29 protein-coding genes are annotated in these 22030 nt (G+C 45.6%); all 29 read right to left on the bottom strand.

Annotation, left to right across the window (positions count from 1 at the left end; all coding sequences use genetic code 11):
• Position 1: 1 nt before the first annotated feature.
• The 29 genes from rplO to rplL all read right to left on the bottom strand — a co-directional run bounded on the left by rplO (position 2) and on the right by rplL (position 22030).
• Positions 2-442: a 50S ribosomal protein L15 gene (rplO, locus tag DEAC_RS03490; protein WP_047808643.1), complete on the bottom strand. Its 441-nt coding sequence runs from the start codon at positions 440-442 to the stop codon at positions 2-4.
• An 18-nt stretch (positions 443-460) separates the two neighbouring features.
• Entirely contained in the window at positions 461-640 is a 180-nt protein-coding gene (rpmD, locus tag DEAC_RS03485) for a 50S ribosomal protein L30 (protein WP_014825587.1), read from the bottom strand.
• Positions 641-652: 12 nt separating this feature from the next.
• A complete protein-coding gene (rpsE, locus tag DEAC_RS03480) occupies positions 653-1153 on the bottom strand; it encodes a 30S ribosomal protein S5 (RefSeq protein WP_047808642.1) in 501 nt (166 codons plus the stop codon).
• 27 nt (positions 1154-1180) lie between these two features.
• Positions 1181-1549: a 50S ribosomal protein L18 gene (gene rplR, locus DEAC_RS03475; RefSeq protein WP_047808641.1), complete on the bottom strand. Its 369-nt coding sequence runs from the start codon at positions 1547-1549 to the stop codon at positions 1181-1183.
• Positions 1550-1602: 53 nt separating this feature from the next.
• Positions 1603-2160 carry a 50S ribosomal protein L6 gene (rplF, locus tag DEAC_RS03470; protein ID WP_047808640.1) on the bottom strand — a complete coding sequence of 186 codons (558 nt, stop codon included), beginning with the start codon at positions 2158-2160 and terminating at the stop codon, positions 1603-1605.
• A 24-nt stretch (positions 2161-2184) separates the two neighbouring features.
• Positions 2185-2583, bottom strand: a complete 399-nt coding sequence (gene rpsH, locus DEAC_RS03465) for a 30S ribosomal protein S8 (RefSeq protein WP_047808639.1) — start codon at positions 2581-2583, stop codon at positions 2185-2187.
• Positions 2584-2612: 29 nt separating this feature from the next.
• The gene (locus DEAC_RS03460) at positions 2613-2798 is read right to left on the bottom strand and encodes a type Z 30S ribosomal protein S14 (RefSeq protein ID WP_083995860.1); all 186 of its coding nucleotides are present in this window, start codon (positions 2796-2798) and stop codon (positions 2613-2615) included.
• Between the two features lie 20 nt (positions 2799-2818).
• On the bottom strand, positions 2819-3358 hold the full coding sequence (gene rplE, locus DEAC_RS03455; RefSeq protein ID WP_047808637.1) for a 50S ribosomal protein L5: 540 nt from the start codon (positions 3356-3358) through the stop codon (positions 2819-2821).
• Positions 3359-3378: 20 nt separating this feature from the next.
• Positions 3379-3747 carry a 50S ribosomal protein L24 gene (gene rplX / locus DEAC_RS03450; RefSeq protein WP_047808636.1) on the bottom strand — a complete coding sequence of 123 codons (369 nt, stop codon included), beginning with the start codon at positions 3745-3747 and terminating at the stop codon, positions 3379-3381.
• A 13-nt stretch (positions 3748-3760) separates the two neighbouring features.
• Entirely contained in the window at positions 3761-4126 is a 366-nt protein-coding gene (gene rplN, locus DEAC_RS03445) for a 50S ribosomal protein L14 (RefSeq protein ID WP_047808635.1), read from the bottom strand.
• A 36-nt stretch (positions 4127-4162) separates the two neighbouring features.
• Positions 4163-4423, bottom strand: coding sequence for a 30S ribosomal protein S17 (gene rpsQ / locus DEAC_RS03440; RefSeq protein ID WP_053006266.1), 261 nt, complete (start codon positions 4421-4423; stop codon positions 4163-4165).
• A gap of 23 nt (positions 4424-4446) precedes the next feature.
• On the bottom strand, positions 4447-4650 hold the full coding sequence (rpmC, locus tag DEAC_RS03435; protein WP_047808634.1) for a 50S ribosomal protein L29: 204 nt from the start codon (positions 4648-4650) through the stop codon (positions 4447-4449).
• Positions 4640-5077 (bottom strand): 50S ribosomal protein L16, encoded by a 438-nt coding sequence (rplP, locus tag DEAC_RS03430; protein ID WP_014825576.1) that lies wholly within the window; start codon positions 5075-5077, stop codon positions 4640-4642. The genes rpmC and rplP overlap by 11 nt, the downstream gene beginning before the upstream one ends.
• Positions 5078-5740 carry a 30S ribosomal protein S3 gene (gene rpsC / locus DEAC_RS03425; RefSeq protein WP_047808633.1) on the bottom strand — a complete coding sequence of 221 codons (663 nt, stop codon included), beginning with the start codon at positions 5738-5740 and terminating at the stop codon, positions 5078-5080.
• A 4-nt stretch (positions 5741-5744) separates the two neighbouring features.
• Positions 5745-6086, bottom strand: a complete 342-nt coding sequence (rplV, locus tag DEAC_RS03420; RefSeq protein ID WP_047808632.1) for a 50S ribosomal protein L22 — start codon at positions 6084-6086, stop codon at positions 5745-5747.
• A 22-nt stretch (positions 6087-6108) separates the two neighbouring features.
• Positions 6109-6390, bottom strand: coding sequence for a 30S ribosomal protein S19 (gene rpsS, locus DEAC_RS03415; RefSeq protein ID WP_047808631.1), 282 nt, complete (start codon positions 6388-6390; stop codon positions 6109-6111).
• 18 nt (positions 6391-6408) lie between these two features.
• Complete coding sequence (gene rplB, locus DEAC_RS03410; protein WP_047808630.1) at positions 6409-7236, bottom strand: 50S ribosomal protein L2; 828 nt, start codon at positions 7234-7236, stop codon at positions 6409-6411.
• Between the two features lie 30 nt (positions 7237-7266).
• A complete protein-coding gene (locus DEAC_RS03405; protein ID WP_047808629.1) occupies positions 7267-7554 on the bottom strand; it encodes a 50S ribosomal protein L23 in 288 nt (95 codons plus the stop codon).
• Positions 7554-8177, bottom strand: coding sequence for a 50S ribosomal protein L4 (gene rplD / locus DEAC_RS03400; protein WP_047808628.1), 624 nt, complete (start codon positions 8175-8177; stop codon positions 7554-7556). The genes DEAC_RS03405 and rplD overlap by 1 nt, the downstream gene beginning before the upstream one ends.
• A gap of 23 nt (positions 8178-8200) precedes the next feature.
• A complete protein-coding gene (gene rplC / locus DEAC_RS03395) occupies positions 8201-8839 on the bottom strand; it encodes a 50S ribosomal protein L3 (RefSeq protein ID WP_047808627.1) in 639 nt (212 codons plus the stop codon).
• Between the two features lie 179 nt (positions 8840-9018).
• Positions 9019-9324 (bottom strand): 30S ribosomal protein S10, encoded by a 306-nt coding sequence (gene rpsJ, locus DEAC_RS03390; protein ID WP_047808626.1) that lies wholly within the window; start codon positions 9322-9324, stop codon positions 9019-9021.
• Between the two features lie 230 nt (positions 9325-9554).
• A complete protein-coding gene (gene tuf, locus DEAC_RS03385) occupies positions 9555-10757 on the bottom strand; it encodes an elongation factor Tu (protein ID WP_047808625.1) in 1203 nt (400 codons plus the stop codon).
• Between the two features lie 108 nt (positions 10758-10865).
• Positions 10866-12944 carry an elongation factor G gene (fusA, locus tag DEAC_RS03380; RefSeq protein ID WP_047808624.1) on the bottom strand — a complete coding sequence of 693 codons (2079 nt, stop codon included), beginning with the start codon at positions 12942-12944 and terminating at the stop codon, positions 10866-10868.
• A gap of 39 nt (positions 12945-12983) precedes the next feature.
• Complete coding sequence (gene rpsG, locus DEAC_RS03375) at positions 12984-13454, bottom strand: 30S ribosomal protein S7 (protein WP_047808623.1); 471 nt, start codon at positions 13452-13454, stop codon at positions 12984-12986.
• A 47-nt stretch (positions 13455-13501) separates the two neighbouring features.
• A complete protein-coding gene (rpsL, locus tag DEAC_RS03370) occupies positions 13502-13921 on the bottom strand; it encodes a 30S ribosomal protein S12 (RefSeq protein ID WP_047808622.1) in 420 nt (139 codons plus the stop codon).
• Between the two features lie 89 nt (positions 13922-14010).
• Positions 14011-14262 (bottom strand): ribosomal L7Ae/L30e/S12e/Gadd45 family protein, encoded by a 252-nt coding sequence (locus DEAC_RS03365; RefSeq protein WP_047808748.1) that lies wholly within the window; start codon positions 14260-14262, stop codon positions 14011-14013.
• A 68-nt stretch (positions 14263-14330) separates the two neighbouring features.
• Positions 14331-17765 carry a DNA-directed RNA polymerase subunit beta' gene (gene rpoC / locus DEAC_RS03360; RefSeq protein ID WP_047808621.1) on the bottom strand — a complete coding sequence of 1145 codons (3435 nt, stop codon included), beginning with the start codon at positions 17763-17765 and terminating at the stop codon, positions 14331-14333.
• 27 nt (positions 17766-17792) lie between these two features.
• Positions 17793-21167, bottom strand: coding sequence for a DNA-directed RNA polymerase subunit beta (gene rpoB / locus DEAC_RS03355; RefSeq protein ID WP_047808620.1), 3375 nt, complete (start codon positions 21165-21167; stop codon positions 17793-17795).
• Between the two features lie 482 nt (positions 21168-21649).
• Positions 21650-22030, bottom strand: a complete 381-nt coding sequence (gene rplL, locus DEAC_RS03350; RefSeq protein ID WP_047808619.1) for a 50S ribosomal protein L7/L12 — start codon at positions 22028-22030, stop codon at positions 21650-21652.

Raw genomic sequence — 22030 nt, 5'->3', positions numbered from 1 at the left:
TCTACTCCACCTCTACTTTGCCACCAGCTGCAACTATCTTTTCCGCCGCGGCAGGGCTGACTTTGTCAATCTTGACGGTCAGAGCTTTGGTTAATTCCCCCGTTGCTAAAATCTTGACACCATCTTTAACAGCCTTAATGAGACCGCTCTCCAAGAGGATCTCAAGGGTGATTACCGTTCCGTTTTCAAAACGTTCTAAATCACGAACATTCAGAGCAACAATTTCTTTTCTGAAAATATTTTTAAAGCCACGTTTCGGCATTCTGCGATAAAGTGGATTTTGTCCGCCTTCAAAACCGGGACGGACACCTCCGCCTGCACGGGCATTTTGTCCTTTATGCCCTTTGCCGGCCGTTTTGCCGTTACCTGATCCAATTCCACGCCCAAGACGTTTCGGGGCATGAGTCGATCCTTCAGCAGGTTTAAGATCATGCAGTTTCATACTCGACCACACCTCCTTCTATTGAACTTGTTCGACTGTTACTAAATGCATACATTTATGAATCATCCCTAAAATGCTTGGGGAGTCTTCATGAACAGCACTTGAGCCAACTTTCCCCAGTCCAAGTGCTTGCAAAACTTTATGCTGCGCCTTTGAATAACCAATCGGACTCTTCGTCAGCGTCACTTTAATTTTCATGACCAACCCTCCTTAACCTAGAATTTCTTCTACGTTTTTACCTCGGAGTTTGGCAATCTCATCTGGACGCTTAAGAGATTTTAACGCAGCCATTGTCGCATTGACCATATTATGCGCGTTTGCCGAACCCAAAGACTTTGCTAAGATATCATGCACGCCTGCAGCTTCAAGAACCGCACGAACTGCGCCTCCAGCAATAACACCAGTTCCTTTGGAAGCTGGCTTTAACAAAACTTGTCCTGCGCCAAATATTCCTAAAATAGGATGCGTAATGGTCGATCCATGCATAGGGATGGAAAGAAGGTTCTTCTTCGCATCTTCGACTCCCTTGCGGATAGCCTCAGGAACTTCGCCAGCTTTGCCTAATCCAGCTCCTACACGTCCATGACCATCGCCGACAACAACGAGGGCACTGAAACTAAAACGGCGTCCGCCCTTTACTACTTTAGCAACTCGAGCTATATGAACAACCCTTTCATTCAACTCCGACTTGTTTGCTTCGAATTTAGCCAATTTGATTTTTCCCTCCTTTACTCTAGCTTAAAAGCTGAGCCCAGCTTCACGTGCTGATTCTGCTAACGCAGCGATTCGACCATGATAGAGATTTCCTCCACGATCGAAAACAACCTGCGTAATCCCTTTTTCGAGAGCCTTTTTGGCAATCAATTCGCCGACTTTTTGAGCTCCGGCATTATTTCCGCCAGACAAGTTAGCTGCTTTAAATTCCGGATCAAGAGAAGAAGCAGCTGTCATTGTCACGCCAAGCTCATCATTGATCACTTGTGCATAGATATGATTCAAACTCCGAAATACAGCCAACCGCGGACGATCTGCGACGCCGGTTATAGTTTTGCGGATACTCTTATGCTTTTTAATGCGAAGAGCCTTTCGATCAATGCGCTTAATCAAAGGGTATACACTCCTTTCAGAACTGCAAGAGATTTGGCCCTTGCTATTTTGGATTATTTCTTAGCGCCGCCCTTTTTACCGCCGGTCTTACCAACTTTACGACGAACAACTTCAGTTTCATACTTAATTCCTTTGCCTTTATAGGGCTCAGGCAGTCGTTCTGAGCGGACAACAGCCGCAAACGCGCCGACAAGCTCCTTATCCATTCCTTTAATCAGGATCTTATTGGGAGCTGGAACTTCGAAATCAATACCTTCAAAAGGTACTAATTCAACAGGGTGGGATTTACCGACCGTTAAAACAAGCTTGTTGCCTTGCTTGGCTGCACGGTAGCCAACACCAACCATATCAAGTCCTTTAGTGAACCCGTTTGTCACACCTTCTACCATATTGGCAATCAAAGTGCGAGACAACCCATGTAAGGATCGGCTCAAAGGTTCATCATCGGCTCGAGTGACAGTGACCTGTGAATTTTCTACTGTGACCGTCATTAACGAATGAATTTGTCTGCTCAGGGTGCCTTTAGGACCCTTTACAGTGACCAAGTTATCCTCTATTTTGATGTCGACGCCATTGGGGATTCCAATGGGACGCTTACCAATTCTGGACATTCACTGCACCTCCCATTGCGATAATTACCAAATATAGGAGATTACTTCTCCTCCAAGACCCTCTTTACGGGCTTTTCTATCCGTCATAATCCCCTTTGAAGTTGAAATAATGGCAACTCCGAGGCCTCCGAGAACTTTGGGAATTTCATCCTTTTTCGCATAGACACGCAATCCTGGACGGCTTATTCGCTTAAGTCCAGTGATAACGCGTTCACGATTGGGACCATATTTCAAATACATCCGGATAACACCTTGTTTATCGTCCGCAATGTACTCAACGTCTTTAATGTAGCCTTCGGCTTTAAGCAACTCCGCAAGTTCTCGTTTAATCCGAGATGATGGTACCTCAACTTTGTCGTGATAAACCATCCCAGCGTTGCGGATACGTGTTAGAAAATCTGCAATCGGATCTGACATTGACACTTCAGTCGTCCCCCTTCCTTACAATAGTATTACCAACTGGCCTTCGTGACCCCGGGAAGTTCACCTTTGTGAGCCAACTCCCGGAAGCAAACCCGGCATATACCAAACTTCCGAATATAAGCATGGGGACGTCCACAAAGCTTACAACGGTTATGCGAACGTACGGCGAACTTTTGCCCGCGATTTTGGCGGACAACCATCGATGTTTTAGCCACGCTCTTGAACCTCCCTTTCTTTAATCACGATACGGCATTCCGAATCCGCGAAGCAACTCTCGCGCTTCTTCGTCGGTCTTTGCCGTCGTTACGAAAACTACATCCATACCACGGAGCTTATCGATCTTGTCATACTCAATTTCTGGGAAAATCAATTGCTCCTTGATCCCTAAAGTGTAGTTTCCTCGTCCGTCAAACGCCTTACCTGAAATTCCATGGAAGTCACGAACGCGGGGTAATGCCACACTTAAAAGGCGATCCATAAATTCATACATTCTTTCACCGCGAAGAGTTACCTTGCATCCGATAGGCATACCTTCACGAAGTTTAAAAGCTGCAATCGATTTTTTTGCTCTGGTCACAATAGGTTTTTGCCCTGTAATAATCATCAGATCTCCTACAGCAGAATCAATCGCTTTGGAGTTTTGAACAGCTTCTCCCACACCCATGTTGACCACAATCTTTTCAAGTTTAGGGATTTGCATAACATTTTTATAAGCAAACTTCTGCTGCAGCGCAGGAGCAATTTCACTAATGTATCTGTCTTTTAGACGAGCCACTGGGGTCCCTCCTTTCGCGATTAGTGTTTATCTGGAAGATTCACTCCGCAATGCTTGCAGACGCGAACTTTTCCGTTATCCGTCAACTTGAAACTTACACGAGTCACGGAATTACACTCTTGGCAATATAGCATAACGTTGGAACTGGCCATCGGAGCTTCCTTGGAAATAATGCCGCCTTGAGGCATCGCTTGAGAGGGTTTTGTATGACGTTTAACAATATTAGTCTTTTCAACGACAACGCGGCCCTTTTTCGGGAATACTTCGATTACTTTACCTTTTTTACCGGCATCTTTACCGCTGATGACCATGACATAGTCGCCTTTTTTAACGTGTAGTTTATTAGGTTGTACTTTATGCTTAGTAGCAGTCACTTTCTTCACCTCCATCTGTCATGGGGTCTTAGATAACTTCCGGTGCCAGGGAAATAATTTTCATATAATTATCACGCAGTTCACGTGCAACAGGTCCAAAAATACGTGTTCCACGAGGACTCTTGTCATCTCTGATAATGACGGCAGCATTCTCGCTGAAACGGATATATGAACCGTCGGGACGCCGAATTTCCTTCTTTGTGCGGACAACAACTGCCTTAACGACGTCACCTTTTTTAACAACGCCCCCTGGCGTTGCCTCTTTAACAGAAGCTACAATAATATCTCCAATTGATGCATACCGACGCATTGAGCCCCCGAGCACCCGAATACACATCAATTCTTTTGCACCAGAGTTGTCTCCAACCCGAAGCCTGGTTTGTACCTGGATCATTCCCTTTGACCCCCTTCCGAACTAAATATCAATTGATTAGAGCGCAATAGCCCTTTCCAGAACTTTAACCATGCGCCAGCATTTATCCTTGCTTAAACGGCGAGTTTCCATGATTGTAACAGTGTCACCGATATGAGCTTCATTATTCTCGTCATGAGCTTTAAATTTCTTTGTGCGAGTAAATGTCTTTTTATATAGAGGGTGGCTTTCAGTAATTTCTACAGAGACAACAATAGTTTTATCCATCTTGTCACTGACTACTTTGCCAATCCGAACTTTACGCTGGGCTCTTTCCACGCTAAAAAGCCTCCTTTCTCAACTTAAGAACGTTCAATCTTTAATTCACGTTCGCGCAAAATCGTCTTGCCACGAGCAATTCCTTTGCGGATTTCACGGATTCGCATCGGGTTATCAAGTTGTCCCGTTGCCAACTGGAAACGCAAATTAAACAGTTCGGTTTTGTAATCATCAATCTGCTTAACGACTTCATCATCTGTCAGATCACGGATATCCTTAGTTTTCATTTGCGTCACCTCCTAGTAAATCTGCACGGGAAGCGATCTTACATTTGATCGGGAGTTTGTGCATTGCTAAACGAAGAGCTTCGCGAGCGACTTCCTCAGCAACACCATCGAGTTCAAACATGACACGACCTGGTTTGACAACGGCTACCCAATATTCCGGGGAACCTTTACCACTGCCCATACGAGTTTCAGCCGGTTTAGCCGTAATTGGCTTATCTGGGAAAATCTTTATCCATACTTGACCGCCCCGTTTAATATATCGAGTCATAGCAATACGTGCGGCTTCAATCTGACGATTAGTAATCCAGCCGCTTTCCAGGGCTACGAGACCGTATTGACCAAAAGTAATCGTGGTACCTCGAGTTGCCTTACCAGTCAAGCGACCACGATGCTGTTTTCTATGTTTCACTCTGGTTGGGACTAACATTTAGTTTCCTCCTTCCACCTGAGCGACGACCTTCTTCGCTGGAAGAACCTCACCTTTATAAATCCAAACTTTGATACCAATTTTACCGTACGTAGTATTAGCTTCGGCAAAACCGTAGTCAATATCAGCACGTAAGGTATGAAGGGGCACTTTACCTTCATGATACCATTCTGTTCGGGCAATTTCGGCTCCAGCCAGACGGCCGCTGCATTGAATTTTAATTCCCAATGAACCTTGACGCATGGTCCTGCCGACCGTTTGTTTCATGGCACGACGGAAGGATACGCGTTTTTCCAGTTGTTGGGCGATATTTTCGGCAACTAATTGCGAATCCAACTCAGGCTTTTTAATTTCAACGATGTTAACTGCAACTTGCTTGCCAGTCATGGCTTCGAGCTGCTTCCTTAAATTTTCGACTTCTGCACCGCCGCGACCGATGACAATCCCCGGTTTAGCAGCATAAACTGATATCTTAATACGGCTTGCCGCACGTTCAATCTCAACTTTGGGACAGCCAGCTTGTTTAAGCTTATTTTTAACGAATTCACGAATTTTTAAGTCTTCGTGAAGAAGTTCTACGTAGTTTTTATCTGCATACCATCGGCTTTCCCAATCACGGATTATCCCGATGCGGAGGCCTTTGGGATTAACCTTTTGACCCACAGTTTTAGTCCTCCTTCTTCTCGCCGACAACAACGGTAATGTGACTTGTCCGTTTGCGGATTTGGTCAGCACGTCCCATAGCTCTTGGCTTAATGCGTTTTAAAGTCGGTCCTTCGTCCACACAAATTTGAGTGATTATAAGTTCATCCGTATCCATGTCATAATTATGCTCTGCATTTGCAACTGCTGATTTGAGAACCTTTGTTACATCAGCACTTGATCCCTTAGCAGTAAATTGAAGAATGGCGAACGCATCACTAACCTTTTTGCCGCGGATCAAATTTACAACTTGGCGCACCTTACGAGGAGAGATACGTACATATTTTGCCACTGCTTTTGCTTGCATGTGTCTTTAGCCTCCTCTCGATTTATCGTAGACCGCTGGACTTTTCACTGCCAGCATGACCCTTATAGGTGCGAGTCGGCGCGAACTCGCCAAGTTTATGCCCTACCATATCTTCGGTAATATAGATAGGAACATGTTTCCGTCCATCATGAACTGCAATAGTAAAACCAATCATTTGAGGAAATATTGTTGAGCGTCTGGACCATGTCTTGACAACGCGCTTGTCACCGGATTCGTTCATCGCGTCAACACGTGCGAGGAGACGAGCTTCGACGAAAGGTCCTTTTTTTACAGATCTGCTCATTCATGGGCCTCCTTTCGACTACTTACTGCGCCGTTTCACAATAAAGCGATTCGACAAATTCTTTTTCTTCCGAGTCTTGGCACCAAGGGCTGGTTTTCCCCAAGGTGTAACAGGGTTACGACCGATCGAGTTACGACCTTCACCACCACCGTGAGGGTGATCACATGGGTTCATAACAGAACCACGGACCGTCGGGCGTATTCCCAACCAGCGCGATCGTCCAGCTTTACCAATGTTAATGTTTTCGTGGTCCAAATTCCCAACTTGGCCAATGGTAGCTCGGCATTCGAGCCGAATCATGCGCATTTCTCCAGAAGGGAGACGTAGAGTGGCATAAGCGCCTTCTTTAGCCATTAATTGAGCCGCAGCTCCGGCAGTTCGAACCATTTGGGCTCCCTTGCCGGGTTTCATCTCAATGTTATGCAATAAAGTACCAACCGGTATATTTTTCAGTGGTAATGTATTTCCCACTTTAATATCTGCCTCAGGTCCGGATACGATCATTTGATCGATTTCCAATCCATTGGGGGCAAGAATATAGGCTTTGAACCCATCTCTGTAATTGAGTAAGGCAATATTGGCAGATCGATTAGGATCATATTCAATACTAGCTACCCGAGCTGGAATACCATCTTTATTTCGTTTGAAATCAATTTCGCGATACATTCTTTTATGTCCGCCGCCTTTGTGGCGAACGCTTAAATGACCTTCGCTATTGCGACCGGCCTTCTTGCGCAACGGCTTTAACAAGGAACGTTCCGGCTCAGTTCTAGTAATTTCTTCAAACGTCGATACAGTCATTTGACGTCGACTAGCTGAAGTTGGTTTAAATGACTTCAGTGCCATAGGTTTCTTTCCTCCTTTGCTTTAAGCTGCTTACAGGCCTGCGAAGTTTTCGATTCTATCTCCAGCTTTAAGCGTAGCAATCGCTTTTTTACGATTCGGGGTTTTACCGGCATACTTGCCAACCCGTTTCATTTTTCCACGAACGTTGATCGTGCGAATTTCAACCACTGAAACTTTGAACATTTTTTCCACTGCGGCTTTAATTTCAATTTTATTGGCAGCCGGATTAACCCAGAAGGAGTATTTGTTTTCCTCTACAAGGCCTACGGATTTTTCAGAAATAACCGGGCTTTTGAGGACCTCACGTGCGTCGCGCATTACGCAAACACCTCCTCTGTTTTTGATACGGCAGCCTTGGTCATTACTAAGACATCATGATTGAGTAAATCCAAAACATTCATTCCGGCAACATCCATTGAAATTACACCCTCGATGTTGCGAGCCGAACGGGATACCGCTTCGTCAACCTCATCTGTAACAATCATAGCCTTCTTGTTAACCTGAAGGGCTTTAAGAAGTTTGACGATTTCACGAGTCTTCACTTCCGAGAGGTTCAAATCGTCCAAAATGATGAGTTGCTGTTCTATAACCTTCGAAGAGAGCGCCGAATGCAAAGCCAATCGTCGAACTTTCTTCGGTAATTTAAATCCATATTTCCGTGGTTTCGGTGCGAATATAACACCGCCGCCTCTCCATACCGGGGAGCGTGAGCTACCAGAACGCGCACGGCCAGTTCCTTTTTGACGCCAAGGTTTACGGCCGCCTCCGCGCACTTCACCACGCAGCAGAGCAGATTGTGTTCCTTGTCGAAGAGAAGCCAATTGGGAAACTACGGCTGAATGAAGAACCGGAACATTCGGTACTATTCCAAAGACATTATCACTAAGTTCAATTTCACCAACAGGTGCGCCTTGCATATTTACTACTTGAACTTTAGGCATTGCTTATTCCTCCTTTCTCAGTGCTACTTCGCTTTGTTCGCCTTGACAGAAGGCTTCAGAATGAGCAATGATTTTTTCGCTCCTGGAACAGCCCCTTTGATCAAGATCAAATTTTTATCTAAGTCAACTCGGATAACCTCCAAGTTTTGTACAGTTACACGTTCGCCACCCATTCGGCCTGGCAAAACACGACCTTTAAATACTCGAGCCGGGCCCTTCGCGCCAAGGGAACCTGAACGGCGATGATACTTTGATCCATGAGCCATCGGTCCGCGACTGGCACCATTGCGCTTAATCATACCTTGAAAACCTTTACCTCTTGAAATGCCAACAACATCCACTTTATCGCCGACTGTAAAAAGGTCCGCATTGACTTCTTGACCAATTTCATAATTATCAATGTCATTAACCTTAAATTCGCGGACATAACGCATAGGCTTTAAATTTGCCTTTTGAAAATGTCCTTGGCGAGGCTTGTTCGCCAGGCTTTCACGAAGTACGGAAAAACCCAATTGGATAGCATTATATCCGTCTGAGGCAACCGTTTTCTTTTGAACCACCGGGCAGGGACCTGCTTCCACGACTGTGACCGGAATAACTTTACCTTCACTGGTGAAGACTTGGGTCATTCCTATTTTCTTACCTAGAATTCCTTTTGACACGAATGCCACCTCCTAGACGCTTTGAAGTGCGCCAGAATACTCTGGTGCACGAGAGCGCCGCCTTATTTATCTTACCGCGAATTTCTACACGCTACCGGGTGTTTCTCGCGACAAGCACATCCTATTATATCATAAGTTTTTTCATTAAGCTACAAAAACTTATGATTTTAAAGCTTTAATTAAAGCTTTATTTCAATGTCCACACCTGCAGGCAGATCCAAACGCATTAAAGCGTCGACAGTTTTTGAGGTTGGTTCAAGAATATCGATTAAACGTTTATGGGTCCGCATCTCAAATTGTTCCCTTGAATCTTTATTAACGTGGGGTGAACGCAAGATCGTGTAAACATTCTTCTCCGTCGGGAGCGGAATCGGGCCACTGACCTGAGCTCCGGTACGTTTTGCTGTGTCTACAATACGTTCTGCAGATTGATCTAAAGTTTTGTGATCGAAAGCTTTTAAGCGAATTCTAATCTTTTGACTCATTGTTTCTTCTACCTCCTTAATTCCCGTTACACGGGTCGAGCGCAAAAATTCCCCAGACAAGCGGAGTCACCTACCCAGCAACCTTTTGCACCATGCCAGATATCAGAGATCAGATGCCGGAAATCAGATAGGCGAGTATAACTCACACTATCGACGTTCCTTCACCTGACCTTCACAATTAGAGAGGAAGAATTCCTTCCTCTCTAATTCTAATTCTTTGCAAACAATAATTAAGCGTAAATCTTAGCAACGATTCCTGATCCAACGGTACGTCCGCCTTCACGGATAGCGAAACGAAGTCCTTCTTCCATAGCGATTGGGGTGATGAGCTCAACGTCAATCGTTACACGGTCTCCAGGCATAACCATTTCAGTTCCTTCAGGAAGGTTGATAACACCGGTTACATCCGTTGTACGGAAATAGAATTGGGGACGATAGTTGTTAAAGAAAGGAGTATGACGTCCGCCTTCTTCTTTATTCAGGATGTAAACCTCACCGGAAAATTTGGTGTGAGGCTTGATGGAACCTGTTTTAGCCAAAACTTGACCGCGTTCAATGTCTTTACGCTCAACACCACGAAGAAGCGCACCGATATTATCACCGGCTTGAGCTTGGTCTAAGAGTTTGCGGAACATTTCAACACCGGTTACAACTGTCTTACGAGCAGCTGCGCTTAAGCCAACGATCTCAACTTCGTCTCCGACTTTAACTGCACCACGCTCAACACGGCCAGTAGCAACAGTACCACGACCAGTAATCGTGAATACGTCCTCGACAGGCATTAAGAACGGTTTATCAGTATCGCGTTCTGGAGTAGGAATGTAGGAATCAACGGCATCCATAAGATTCCATATCTTACCACACCACTCACACTCACGTTTTCCGCAGCCGCATTGAAGAGCTTTGAGTCCGGAACCGGGAATGATGGGAATGTTGTCACCATCAAATTCATACGAACTTAAAAGTTCACGGATTTCCATTTCAACAAGCTCTAAGAGTTCAGCGTCATCAACCATATCAGCTTTGTTAAGCCAAACAACAATGCTGGGAACACCAACTTGGCGAGCCAAGAGGATGTGTTCACGAGTTTGCGGCATCGGGCCGTCAGCAGCTGATACAACGAGAATTGCGCCGTCCATTTGAGCAGCACCGGTGATCATGTTCTTAACATAGTCAGCGTGCCCTGGGCAGTCAACGTGAGCATAGTGACGAGTTTCGGTCTCATACTCAACGTGAGCTGTGGAAATGGTAATACCACGTTCGCGCTCTTCTGGAGCCTTGTCAATTTGGTCAAAGGCAGTTGCAATAGCACCGCCGACTTTAGAAAGAACAATTGTGATTGCAGCAGTAGTAGTAGTTTTACCGTGGTCTACGTGACCGATGGTTCCAACGTTAACGTGTGGTTTTGTACGTTCATATTTTGCTTTTCCCATGTTTTTCACTCCTTTAAATTATTTCAGGGATTTTATAATTCAGTGAGGTGCCGAGGTTGCGATCATAACTTATCGTCTTGAATCGCAGCCTCAGACTTCAAACCTCGCTTACGAACCTTGTCGTTTAGCAATAATTCCATCAGCGATGGTCTTGGGAACTTCTTCGTAATGGTCAAATTGCATCACGTAAACACCGCGGCCTTGAGTGGCTGAACGCAAATCAGTCGAATAGCCAAACATTTCGGCAAGAGGAACAAAACCGCGAACAACCTGGGAATTTCCGCGGGCTTCCATACCTTCAATCCGTCCGCGGCGAGAGCTGATATCACCGATAACATCGCCCATATATTCCTCAGGAACCGTTACTTCAACTTTCATTACAGGTTCCAAAATTACCGGATCAGCTTTTAGGGCACCGGCTTTGAAAGCCATAGAACCGGCAATCTTAAAGGCCATTTCTGAAGAGTCAACATCGTGATAGGAACCGTCAACGACAGTAGCCCGGATATCGAGAGCAGGATATCCTGCAAGGATACCATTTTGCATAGCTTCTTCGATACCATCGCCAATCGGGTTGATATATTCGCGAGGAATAACCCCTCCGACGATCTTGTTGACAAATTCAAAGCCAGATCCTGGTTCCAACGGTTGAAATTCAACCCAGCAGTGTCCATATTGTCCACGGCCGCCCGACTGCCTTACAAATTTACCTTCAGCTTTAACTGTTTTGCGGATGGTTTCCTTATAAGCAACCTGCGGACGTCCAACATCACATTGAACCTTAAATTCACGCTGCAGACGGTCAACAATAATCTCCAGATGGAGCTCGCCCATTCCGGCAATAATTGTTTGCCCTGTCTCAACGTCTGTACGCATTCTGAACGTCGGATCTTCTTCAGCCAAACGCGAAAGCGCGCCGCCCATTTTTTCCTGGTCGGCTTTTGTTTTCGGCTCAATAGCGACATCAATAACCGGTTCAGGGAAGACCATTTTTTCAAGAATAATCGGTATTTTTTCGTCACATAGAGTATCTCCGGTCGTCGTTTCTTTCAAACCGACTGCGGCAGCGATATCTCCTGAACGAACCTCAGGAATATCTTCACGGTGGTTAGCGTGCATTTGAAGAATACGTCCAATGCGTTCCTTCTTGCCTTTCGTTGAGTTGAAGACATAGGAACCTGCACTCAGCACACCGGAATAAACTCGGAAGAAAGCCAGTTTCCCGACAAAGGGGTCTGCCATGATCTTAAACGCCAAGGCGGAAAATGGTTCTTCATCAGATGCTGTTCGATGATCCTCTTCGCCTGTATCCGGATTAACCCCTTTAATGGGGGGAACATCCAAAGGTGACGGCATATAGTCTACTACTGCATCCAAAAGAGGTTGAACCCCTTTATTCTTAAAAGCGGAACCGCACAATACCGGAATAAAGGTATTGCTGATAACTCCTTTGCGGATGCCGTTACGTATTTCATCTTCCGTCAATTCTTCGCCTTCGAGATATTTCATCATGAGTTCTTCGTCAGTCTCTGCTACTGCTTCAACAAGCTTCTCGCGATACTTATTCGATATTTCCTGCAAATCTTCAGGAATCGCGTTATGCTCTGCAGTTGTACCCAAGTCATCCGTGTAAATGATCGCCGTCATTGTTACCAAGTCCACGACACCTTTAAAGTTGTCTTCCACTCCGATAGGCACTTGAATTGGTACAGGCTTAGCGCCCAATCTGTCCGCGATCATGGAAACACCACGGAAGAAGTCGGCTCCCATCCGGTCCATTTTATTAATATATGCAATACGCGGAACTTTGTATTTGTCCGCTTGACGCCAGACGGTTTCAGACTGCGGTTCAACTCCACCGACTGAGCAGAATACTGCTACAGCGCCATCAAGCACCCGCAGAGAACGTTCAACTTCTACGGTGAAATCCACGTGCCCTGGTGTGTCAATGATGTTAATTCTATTATTTCTCCATTGACAGGTTGTTGCTGCTGAAGTAATTGTGATACCGCGTTCTTGTTCCTGAACCATCCAGTCCATTGTTGCTGCGCCATCATGTACTTCACCAATTTTGTGCACGCGTCCTGTATAGAATAGAATACGTTCCGTCACCGTCGTTTTACCAGCATCAATATGGGCCATAATCCCAATATTACGCGTATTTTCAAGTGAGTTTTGTCTTGCCACTGCGATTCCCCCTTTCTGTCAAAATCAGTGTGCCTCAAACTACCATTTGTAATGCGCAAAAGCTTTATTCGCTTCAGCCATTTTATGCATATCTTCCTTCTTTTTGACAGAACCGCCGGTATTATTAGCGGCATCGAGCAACTCGGCAGCAATTTTCTCCTGCATCGTTTTCTCGCCCCGCTTACGAGCCATGGACACAATCCAGCGGAGAGCGAGAGTCGAACGACGTTCTGCACGTACTTCGATAGGAACTTGATAGTTGGCTCCACCGACACGACGGGCCTTAACTTCTAAAACGGGCATTACGTTTTTCATAGCATTATTGAAAACTTCCAGCGGATCTTTGCCGGCTTTCTCCTGAATCATATCAAAAGCACTGTAGCAAATAGCCTCTGCCGTCCCCTTCTTGCCGTCTAACATAATCTGGTTTATGAACTTATTTACTGTCTGATTTTTATAAATTGGATCAGGCAGAACTTCTCGTTTCGCAATATATCCCTTACGTGGCATTAGTTTTTTCCCTCCTTTATAGCGTACTCAAGCACTCTAAGGCATAATTAAGCTTTTTTCGGACGTTTTGCCCCGTATTTCGAGCGGCCTTGTGCACGTTTTTGCACTGCCGTTGTATCAAGGGCGCCGCGAATCACGTGATAACGTACGCCAGGCAGATCCTTAACACGACCTCCACGGAGAAGAACCACGGAGTGCTCTTGCAGATTGTGACCAATACCCGGAATATATGCAGTAACTTCCAGTTGATTTGTCAAACGTACACGAGCAACCTTACGAAGGGCAGAGTTAGGCTTTTTAGGAGTGGTGGTATAAACCCTTGTGCACACCCCTCTCTTTTGTGAGGAGCCTCCAGACGGGAATTGCTTACGTTTTAAAGAATTATAGCCCCACTGTAATGCCGGAGCTGTCGACTTTTTCTCAACTGAAGTACGACCTTTGCGAATGAGTTGGTTAATTGTCGGCATGACTTTACCTCCTTTCTGATCAAATCAATATACAAGGAATTGCTTGCTTCAGCATTTAGCAAGCAATTCCAAAACCAGCAGTGAATCATTCAGTCCTTCAAAACAGCCGCTACGGCCGTTCCTACTTCAATCCCGCATGCTTTGCCAAGTTCCTTCATTGTAGGCACCTCAAGACGTTCAACATTATGAGAGCGGCACCATTCAACCAGCGGACGCAAAACGTGGGAATCCGCATCTTTAGCTAGATATACGCGCTGAACCAGTCCTTTTTCCAAGGCGCGCTGAGTCTGCTTTAAGCCAACGGTTTTGTTTTTAGCCTGTTTAAAGGTTTCATCAAGCAGCAATATGCTTTCCTCCCTTAGCACACACTATAGTAGTTTAGCATTTGCATTCAAACGTGTCAATATTTTCAAACCAGATTTGTTTCAGAGGTTTTGATATTGCGGTAACGAGCCATTCCCGTACCTGCAGGAATGAGCTTGCCGATGATGACGTTCTCTTTGAGTCCCAGGAGAGGATCCACCTTTCCTTTAATCGCTGCCTCTGTGAGGACACGAGTCGTTTCTTGGAAGGAAGCCGCAGACAGGAAAGAGTCTGTCGCCAAAGAAGCCTTGGTAATTCCCAGCAAAACGGCATGAGCAACAGCCGGTTCTCCTCCATTGGCAATCGCTTTAGCATTTTCATCTTGGAAATCAAATATATCTATGAGACCACCTGGAAGCAGGCTTGTGTCTCCAGCATCATCTATCTTCACCTTACGAAGCATCTGGCGAACCATGACTTCAATATGTTTATCATTAATGTCAACCCCTTGAAGGCGATAAACACGCTGAACTTCACCCACGAGATAAACCTGTACCCCTCTCAGACCCTTTACCTTCAGCATATCGTGGGGGTTAATACTTCCTTCTGTCAGTTCATCCCCTGCTTCAACAATCTGCCCGTCCCGAACTCTGAGGCGTGATCCATAAGGTATTGTATAAGTTACATGTTCATCGGATTCGGTAGTGATCTCCACTTCTCTGCGTCCCTTAACTTCACTGACCGCTACTTTTCCTTTGACTTCAGATATTATCGCTTGGCCTTTCGGTTTACGGGCTTCGAAAAGCTCTTCTACCCGCGGAAGACCTTGAGTAATATCGTCACCGGCTACACCTCCGGTATGGAATGTCCGCATAGTCAGCTGAGTACCTGGTTCACCGATGGACTGCGCTGCGATAATCCCTACTGCTTCGCCCATTTCAACCGGACGTCCTGTAGCTAAGTTTCGTCCATAGCATTTCTTGCAAACTCCAAAACGTGAAGTACAGGCCAGAACGGAACGAATAACGACGGAATCAAACACGGAAGCTATTTCTTTCGCTTGTTCTTCCGTCATCTCCTTATCTGGAGAAGCAAGAAGTTTTCCTGTTGTAGGATGATATAAATCTTCCAGCACGAAACGGCCCACGAGTCGTTCTTCCAAGGACTCAATGATTTCCGGACCATCCTTGATGTCTTCCACAATAATACCAGTCGTTGTTCCGCAGTCCTCTTCACGTACAATGACATCTTGAGAAACATCGACTAGACGACGGGTCAGATATCCTGAGTCTGCCGTCCTTAGAGCTGTGTCAGCCAAACCTTTTCGAGCACCGTGGGAGGAGATGAAGTATTCTAAAACCGTCAATCCTTCACGGAAATTCGCCTTAATCGGCAACTCAATGGTACGTCCGGACGGATCAGCCATAAGGCCCCGCATTCCGGCCAGCTGCCGGAGCTGTTGAATATTACCCCGTGCTCCCGAAGTTGCCATCATATAGACAGGATTGAACTGATTTAAGCTTTCCATCAAAGCATCGGTGACCGTCTTAGTCGCTTTAGCCCAAGTATCAATAACTAAATTATAACGCTCTTCATCGGTAATTAAACCTCGGCGATACTGCAATTCGGTTTTGGCAACGGCCTGGTCGGCGTTGGAGAGAATTTCCGTTTTCGCTTCAGGAACGGTGATATCCATTAGACCAACAGTCATCCCTGCACGGGTCGAAAACTTAAATCCTTGACTTTTTAGTCCGTCCAGCAATGCGGCGGTTGCTTCATATCCGGCAATTCTGTAGGTCTTGGCCACAATCTCACCTAGACCCTTTTTGCCGACAACTTCATTGAAGTAGCCGATCTCTTTAGGGATTACAGAATTAAAGATCAGACGACCGACTGTTGTCTCTAAAAGTCCATCATCACGGCGAACCTGAATCTTCGCTTGTAAATGAACTTCACCCGAATCATAGGCTAAAACTGCTTCATCGAAGTCTTTGAATATCTTTCCTTCACCAAAAGCCCCCGGTCGTTCCATCGTCAAATAATAGGAGCCTAAGACCATATCCTGGGTAGGAGTTTGTACGGGCCGGCCATCCTTAGGATTTAAGATGTTATGAGAGGCCAACATTAACAAACGTGCTTCGGACTGAGCTTCTGCAGACAATGGGACGTGAACAGCCATTTGGTCTCCGTCGAAGTCAGCATTATAGGCTGTGCAGACGAGTGGGTGGATCTGTAAGGCACGTCCTTCAACCAAGCTAGGCTCAAAGGCCTGAATTCCCAAACGGTGAAGGGTCGGAGCACGATTCAAGAGGACCGGATGATCGGTAATAACCTCCTCCAAAACGTCCCAAACTTCCGGACGTACGCGTTCAACCATTCGTTTAGCGCTTTTTATATTATGGGCATGCCCTTCATTAACTAGCTTCTTCATAACAAAGGGTTTAAAGAGTTCTAAGGCCATTTCCTTAGGAAGGCCGCATTGATGCAATTTAAGGTTTGGCCCAACTACAATAACGGAACGTCCTGAATAGTCTACGCGTTTTCCTAAAAGGTTTTGACGGAAACGCCCTTGTTTTCCTTTCAGCATATCGCTCAGAGACTTCAGCGGACGGTTTCCCGGTCCTGTCACTGGACGTCCACGCCGCCCATTGTCAATCAGAGCGTCAACCGCTTCTTGGAGCATTCGTTTCTCATTGCGAACGATGATATCCGGAGCCCCTAAATCCAAAAGACGCTTCAGTCGATTGTTACGGTTGATCACGCGTCTGTAAAGGTCATTAAGGTCTGAAGTAGCAAATCTGCCGCCGTCCAATTGAACCATAGGCCGCAGTTCAGGCGGGATTACCGGAACCACATCCATAATCATCCATTCCGGACGATTACCTGATTGCTTAAAGGCCTCAACGACTTCTAAGCGACGAATAGCGCGAATTTTCCGTTGCCCGGAAACCTCTTTCAGTTCTCCGCGCAGCTCATCGTTAAGTTTATCTAAATCCATTTCTGCGAGTAGAAGTTTAATGGCTTCAGCACCCATACTTGCTTGAAAACGATCACCATACTTCTCCCGGTATTCACGATATTCCGTTTCAGTCAAAAGTTGCTTTTTCATGAGGGAAGTATCCCCAGGCTCGGTAACAATGTAGGAAACAAAATAGAGGACTTTTTCCAAAGCTCGGGGTGACATATCTAAAAGCAGACCCATGCGGCTTGGAATCCCTTTAAAATACCAAATATGGGAAACGGGAGCAGCAAGAACAATATGCCCCATCCGCTCACGGCGAACCTTCGATCGAGTTACTTCAACTCCGCAGCGATCGCAGACAATACCTTTGTAGCGGACCCGTTTATATTTTCCGCAATGACATTCCCAATCCCTTGTCGGACCAAAGATCTTTTCACAAAACAATCCTTCCCGTTCCGGCTTTAAGGTCCGATAGTTAATGGTTTCAGGCTTCTTTACTTCTCCATAGGACCAATCTCGGATCATATCCGGGGAAGCTAAGCCGATACGCATACGGTCGAAGTTATTGACGTCTAGCAATCCTTATCGCTCCTTTCCTCCGGGGGACTATTTGAGATCGTCAAAGTCTATTTCCTCTTCTTCAAGGACTTCTTCATTCAAATCTTCAAGAGGGTCCTCTTCATCCACGGTTTCTTCTTCATCCTCATCTTCAGTTTCTACGAGACGAGGGCCTGGAGCAGGAAGTTCCTCATGCAGATCGATACCAAGTTCTTTAGCAGTTTCCGCGATATCCTCATCCGTATCATGAATCTCAATTTCCTGATCATCTGAGGAGAGCACTCGAACATCCAATCCCAAACTCTGCATTTCTTTAATCAATACTTTAAAGGACTCAGGAATTCCCGGTTCGGGGATATTTTCCCCTTTAACAATAGCTTCGTAGGTCTTAACGCGGCCGACAACATCATCAGATTTAACGGTTAGGATTTCTTGGAGAGTATATGATGCTCCATAAGCTTCCAGAGCCCAAACCTCCATTTCTCCAAAACGCTGTCCGCCGAATTGCGCTTTCCCTCCCAAGGGTTGTTGGGTTACCAGGGAATACGGACCAGTCGAACGGGCATGGATTTTATCATCAACCAAATGGTGCAGCTTCAGTACATACATATAGCCTACAGTAATCTTACTGTCAAAAGGTACTCCCGTACGTCCGTCGTACAACATCGTCTTGCCGTCTTTGGGAAGCCCGGCCTTCTCCAAGGTTTCAAAAATATCTTCTTCCCGCGCACCATCAAAAACCGGAGTAGCAATGCGAATACCCAGAGCTTTGGCCGCCCAGCCTAAGTGGGTTTCCAAAACCTGACCGATATTCATCCGCGAAGGAACGCCCAGAGGATTCAATACAACCTCGATCGGAGTGCCATCCGGCATGAAGGGCATATCCTCCTGACGCATAATCCGGGAAATAACCCCTTTGTTTCCATGCCGGCCTGCTACCTTATCACCAACAGAGATTTTACGTTTCTGAGCAATATAGACACGTACCAGCTGGTTAACGCCCGGTGACAATTCATCTCCGTTTTCGCGGGTAAAGACCTTGACATCAACAATTTTTCCGGCCTCACCGTGAGGAACCCGTAAAGAAGTATCCCGGACCTCGCGGGCCTTTTCGCCGAAAATAGCACGCAGCAAGCGTTCTTCAGCTGTCAGTTCCGTTTCTCCCTTGGGAGTAACTTTACCGACTAAAATGTCTCCAGGACGAACCTCCGCACCAATGCGAATGATTCCACGTTCATCGAGATCCTTCAGAACATCTTCTCCGACGTTAGGGATATCTCGAGTAATTTCTTCAGGCCCTAGCTTCGTATCACGCGCGTCGGATTCATATTCTTCAATATGAATTGACGTATAATAATCTTCTCGGACAAGCTTTTCGTTAATCAGAATGGCGTCCTCATAGTTATACCCTTCCCAAGTCATGAAGGCCACTAAGACATTTCGTCCCAAAGCAAGTTCACCATAGTCGGTGGAGGGTCCGTCAGCAATGATCTGACTCGCCTCGACTTTCTCGCCCTTCTTGACGATCGGTCTCTGGTTAATACATGTTCCTTGGTTCGAGCGCAAGTACTTAAGCAGTTTATGCCGTTCCGTAGTGCCATCGTCATGAAGGACTACGATCTCATCCGCTGTTGCCCGTTCGACAACCCCAGCTTGTTTGGTGATCGCACAAACCCCTGAATCTTTAGCAGTCTTATATTCCATCCCAGTTCCCACATAAGGAGAGTCTGTGCGCAAGAGGGGAACAGCTTGACGCTGCATGTTTGAGCCCATTAGTGCCCGGTTAGCATCATCATGCTCCAAAAATGGAATCAAAGCGGTAGCAATTGAAACCATTTGCTTCGGAGATACATCCATGTAGTCCACTTGGCTCGGTGAAACATGCACGAAATCGGGGCCGTGCCGCCCGTCAATTTTATCTAAGAGGAAATTGCCGCTTTCATCAAGAGGCGCATTAGCCTGAGCGACAACGTACTTTTCTTCCTCATCTGCCGTTAAATAGTGAATCTCATCAAGAACTCTGCCGTTTTCTTTATCCACCTTACGATATGGAGCCTCGATAAAACCGTAAGGATTAATACGGGCAAAGGTACTTAAGGAACCGATCAAGCCAATGTTTGGACCTTCAGGGGTTTCTACAGGACACATCCGCCCATAATGGGAGTGATGAACGTCACGAACTTCAAAACCGGCCCGTTCACGACTCAAGCCACCTGGTCCCAAAGCACTTAAACGCCTTTTATGAGTTAGCTCGGCTAAGGGATTCGTTTGATCCATGAACTGCGACAATTGGCTGCTGCCGAAGAATTCCTTAATAGCCGCCACAACAGGACGGATATTTATTAAAACTTGTGGAGTTATGACTTCGACGTCCTGAATAGTCATTCGTTCACGGACAACACGTTCCATTCGCGATAAACCAATACGAAATTGATTTTGGAGCAATTCTCCTACTGAACGCAAGCGGCGATTTCCTAAGTGGTCAATGTCATCCTTAAATCCTCCGCCTTCCATCAGGTCTAACATTCGTTGTATACTCGCCACGATATCCCCGCGGGTCAGATGACGAACCTCCATGGGAATGTCTAAACCTAACTTCTTATTAAGCTTGTAGCGGCCAACCTTTGCCAGATCGTAACGCTTAGCATCAAAAAATAAGGCTTCTAACAGCGAGCGGGCACTGTCGACAGTTGGAGGTTCTCCTGGCCGTAATCGTTTATAGATTTCAACGAGAGCTTCTTCGGTAGATTCCGAATTGTCTCTTTCCAGGGTAGCACGAATGTATTCGTTATCATTGAACAATTCCAGAATTTGTCCATTGCTGGAATATCCCAAGGCCCGGATGAGTACCGTGCCCGGAAGCTTACGTGTACGATCAACTCTTACAAAAATATTATCATTAATATCCGATTCGAATTCCAACCACGCTCCACGGTTTGGAATCACTGTAGCCCCATAAAGTTTCTTACCACTCGGATCAATTTGTTCCGCATAGTAAACACCAGGTGAACGAACAAGCTGACTAACAATAACACGCTCAGCACCATTAATAATAAAGGTGCCTTTGTCTGTCATTAGCGGGAAATCACCCATGAAGACTTCCTGTTCCTTAACTTCCCCGGTTTCTTTGTTAATAAGGCGTACTTTTACCCGTAGAGGAGCCGCAAAAGTTACATCTCGCTCTTTACACTCCTCAACCTGGTACTTGGGTTCTCCTAAGCTGTAATCAATAAATTCCAAAACTAGATTGCCCGTGAAGTCTTGAATCGGAGAAATATCGCGAAACATATCGCGCAATCCTTCATCAAGAAACCAACGATAGGAGTTCTGCTGGATTTCAATTAGATTTGGCATGTCAAGGACTTCCCGGATTCTGGAATAACTCCAGCGCTCCCGTACCCCGACCTTAACAGGATAGAACATTAACGCTTCACCCCTCAGTGCGCATTTCTCTCATTGAGGTATAATATATTGACATAAACAGCCAAAAGCAAGGCCTTTAAATAAAACCTCGCTTAACTATCTATGGTATTCCGCATCATCGTGACAATTCCAAACTACTATCTCCTTATTATCCAATGCTTTCTAGTAATTGCCATAGCATGGAAGAATCGAGCAAATACCTTCACCTATGTATAGTAACAGTTATAAATTATACCAAATTCATCGTACAGTGTCAAGAAAATCTTCAGAGTTAGAAGAATAAATAATGAAGATATGACACTAATAATGGCGTTGGCAGTAAAGGATTGCCGCTTTGCGGCACGGAGGTCTGATAACATAAACATACATGGACATTTTCGGTTCCCTAAGTAGGATAAATGTATTTGCGCCAGGAAAGATAGCCTGCCTGTAATTAAAGAAGGCACTCTCTACTTAGAGAGCACCTTCTTATATTCTCTAAACTATTTAACTTCGACAGTTGCGCCAGCTTCAGTTAATTTAGTTTTTACAGCTTCAGCTTCGTCTTTAGCGACCTTTTCTTTAATAGGTTTCGGAGCATTATCTACGAGATCTTTAGCTTCTTTTAAGCCCAAACCAGTTACTTCGCGAACAACTTTAATAACATTGATCTTTGATGCACCGCAGTTGGTGAGGATAACATCAAATTCAGTTTTTTCTTCAGCTGCTTCACCTGCAGGTGCTGCCGCTCCGCCAACAGCTGCTACAGCTACAGGAGCTGCAGCACTGACACCGAATTCGGTTTCAAAAGCTTTAACGAGTTCAGAGAGTTCGAGGACAGTTAAACCTTTAACTGCTTCGAGAATTTCATTAACTTTAGACAT

The sequence above is a fragment of the Desulfosporosinus acididurans genome (genome assembly GCF_001029285.1).
Taxonomy (GTDB): Bacteria; Bacillota; Desulfitobacteriia; order Desulfitobacteriales; family Desulfitobacteriaceae; genus Desulfosporosinus; species Desulfosporosinus acididurans.
Note: the sequence above shows the minus strand (reverse complement) of the source record. Positions and strands in the feature narration are given on the sequence as shown.

Excerpts from the sequence above, each read along its gene's own strand:
- rpmC (WP_047808634.1), bottom strand. The coding sequence starts at position 4,650 with ATGAAAACTAAGGATATCCGTGATCTGACAGATGATGAAGTCGTTAAG.
- rpsS (WP_047808631.1), bottom strand. The coding sequence starts at position 6,390 with ATGAGCAGATCTGTAAAAAAAGGACCTTTCGTCGAAGCTCGTCTCCTC.
- rplF (WP_047808640.1), bottom strand. The coding sequence starts at position 2,160 with ATGTCCAGAATTGGTAAGCGTCCCATTGGAATCCCCAATGGCGTCGAC.
- rpsJ (WP_047808626.1), bottom strand. The coding sequence starts at position 9,324 with ATGAGTCAAAAGATTAGAATTCGCTTAAAAGCTTTCGATCACAAAACT.
- rpmD (WP_014825587.1), bottom strand. The coding sequence starts at position 640 with ATGAAAATTAAAGTGACGCTGACGAAGAGTCCGATTGGTTATTCAAAG.
- rplO (WP_047808643.1), bottom strand. The coding sequence starts at position 442 with ATGAAACTGCATGATCTTAAACCTGCTGAAGGATCGACTCATGCCCCG.
- rpoB (WP_047808620.1), bottom strand. The coding sequence starts at position 21,167 with ATGTTCTATCCTGTTAAGGTCGGGGTACGGGAGCGCTGGAGTTATTCC.
- rpsL (WP_047808622.1), bottom strand. The coding sequence starts at position 13,921 with ATGCCGACAATTAACCAACTCATTCGCAAAGGTCGTACTTCAGTTGAG.
- rplL (WP_047808619.1), bottom strand. The coding sequence starts at position 22,030 with ATGTCTAAAGTTAATGAAATTCTCGAAGCAGTTAAAGGTTTAACTGTC.
- rplD (WP_047808628.1), bottom strand. The coding sequence starts at position 8,177 with ATGCCTAAAGTTCAAGTAGTAAATATGCAAGGCGCACCTGTTGGTGAA.
- tuf (WP_047808625.1), bottom strand. The coding sequence starts at position 10,757 with ATGGGAAAAGCAAAATATGAACGTACAAAACCACACGTTAACGTTGGA.
- rplP (WP_014825576.1), bottom strand. The coding sequence starts at position 5,077 with ATGTTAGTCCCAACCAGAGTGAAACATAGAAAACAGCATCGTGGTCGC.
- rplV (WP_047808632.1), bottom strand. The coding sequence starts at position 6,086 with ATGCAAGCAAAAGCAGTGGCAAAATATGTACGTATCTCTCCTCGTAAG.
- rplX (WP_047808636.1), bottom strand. The coding sequence starts at position 3,747 with ATGGAGGTGAAGAAAGTGACTGCTACTAAGCATAAAGTACAACCTAAT.
- rplN (WP_047808635.1), bottom strand. The coding sequence starts at position 4,126 with ATGATCCAGGTACAAACCAGGCTTCGGGTTGGAGACAACTCTGGTGCA.
- DEAC_RS03405 (WP_047808629.1), bottom strand. The coding sequence starts at position 7,554 with ATGCGCGACGCACGTGAGGTCCTCAAAAGCCCGGTTATTTCTGAAAAA.
- rplB (WP_047808630.1), bottom strand. The coding sequence starts at position 7,236 with ATGGCACTGAAGTCATTTAAACCAACTTCAGCTAGTCGACGTCAAATG.
- rpsG (WP_047808623.1), bottom strand. The coding sequence starts at position 13,454 with ATGCCACGTAAGGGATATATTGCGAAACGAGAAGTTCTGCCTGATCCA.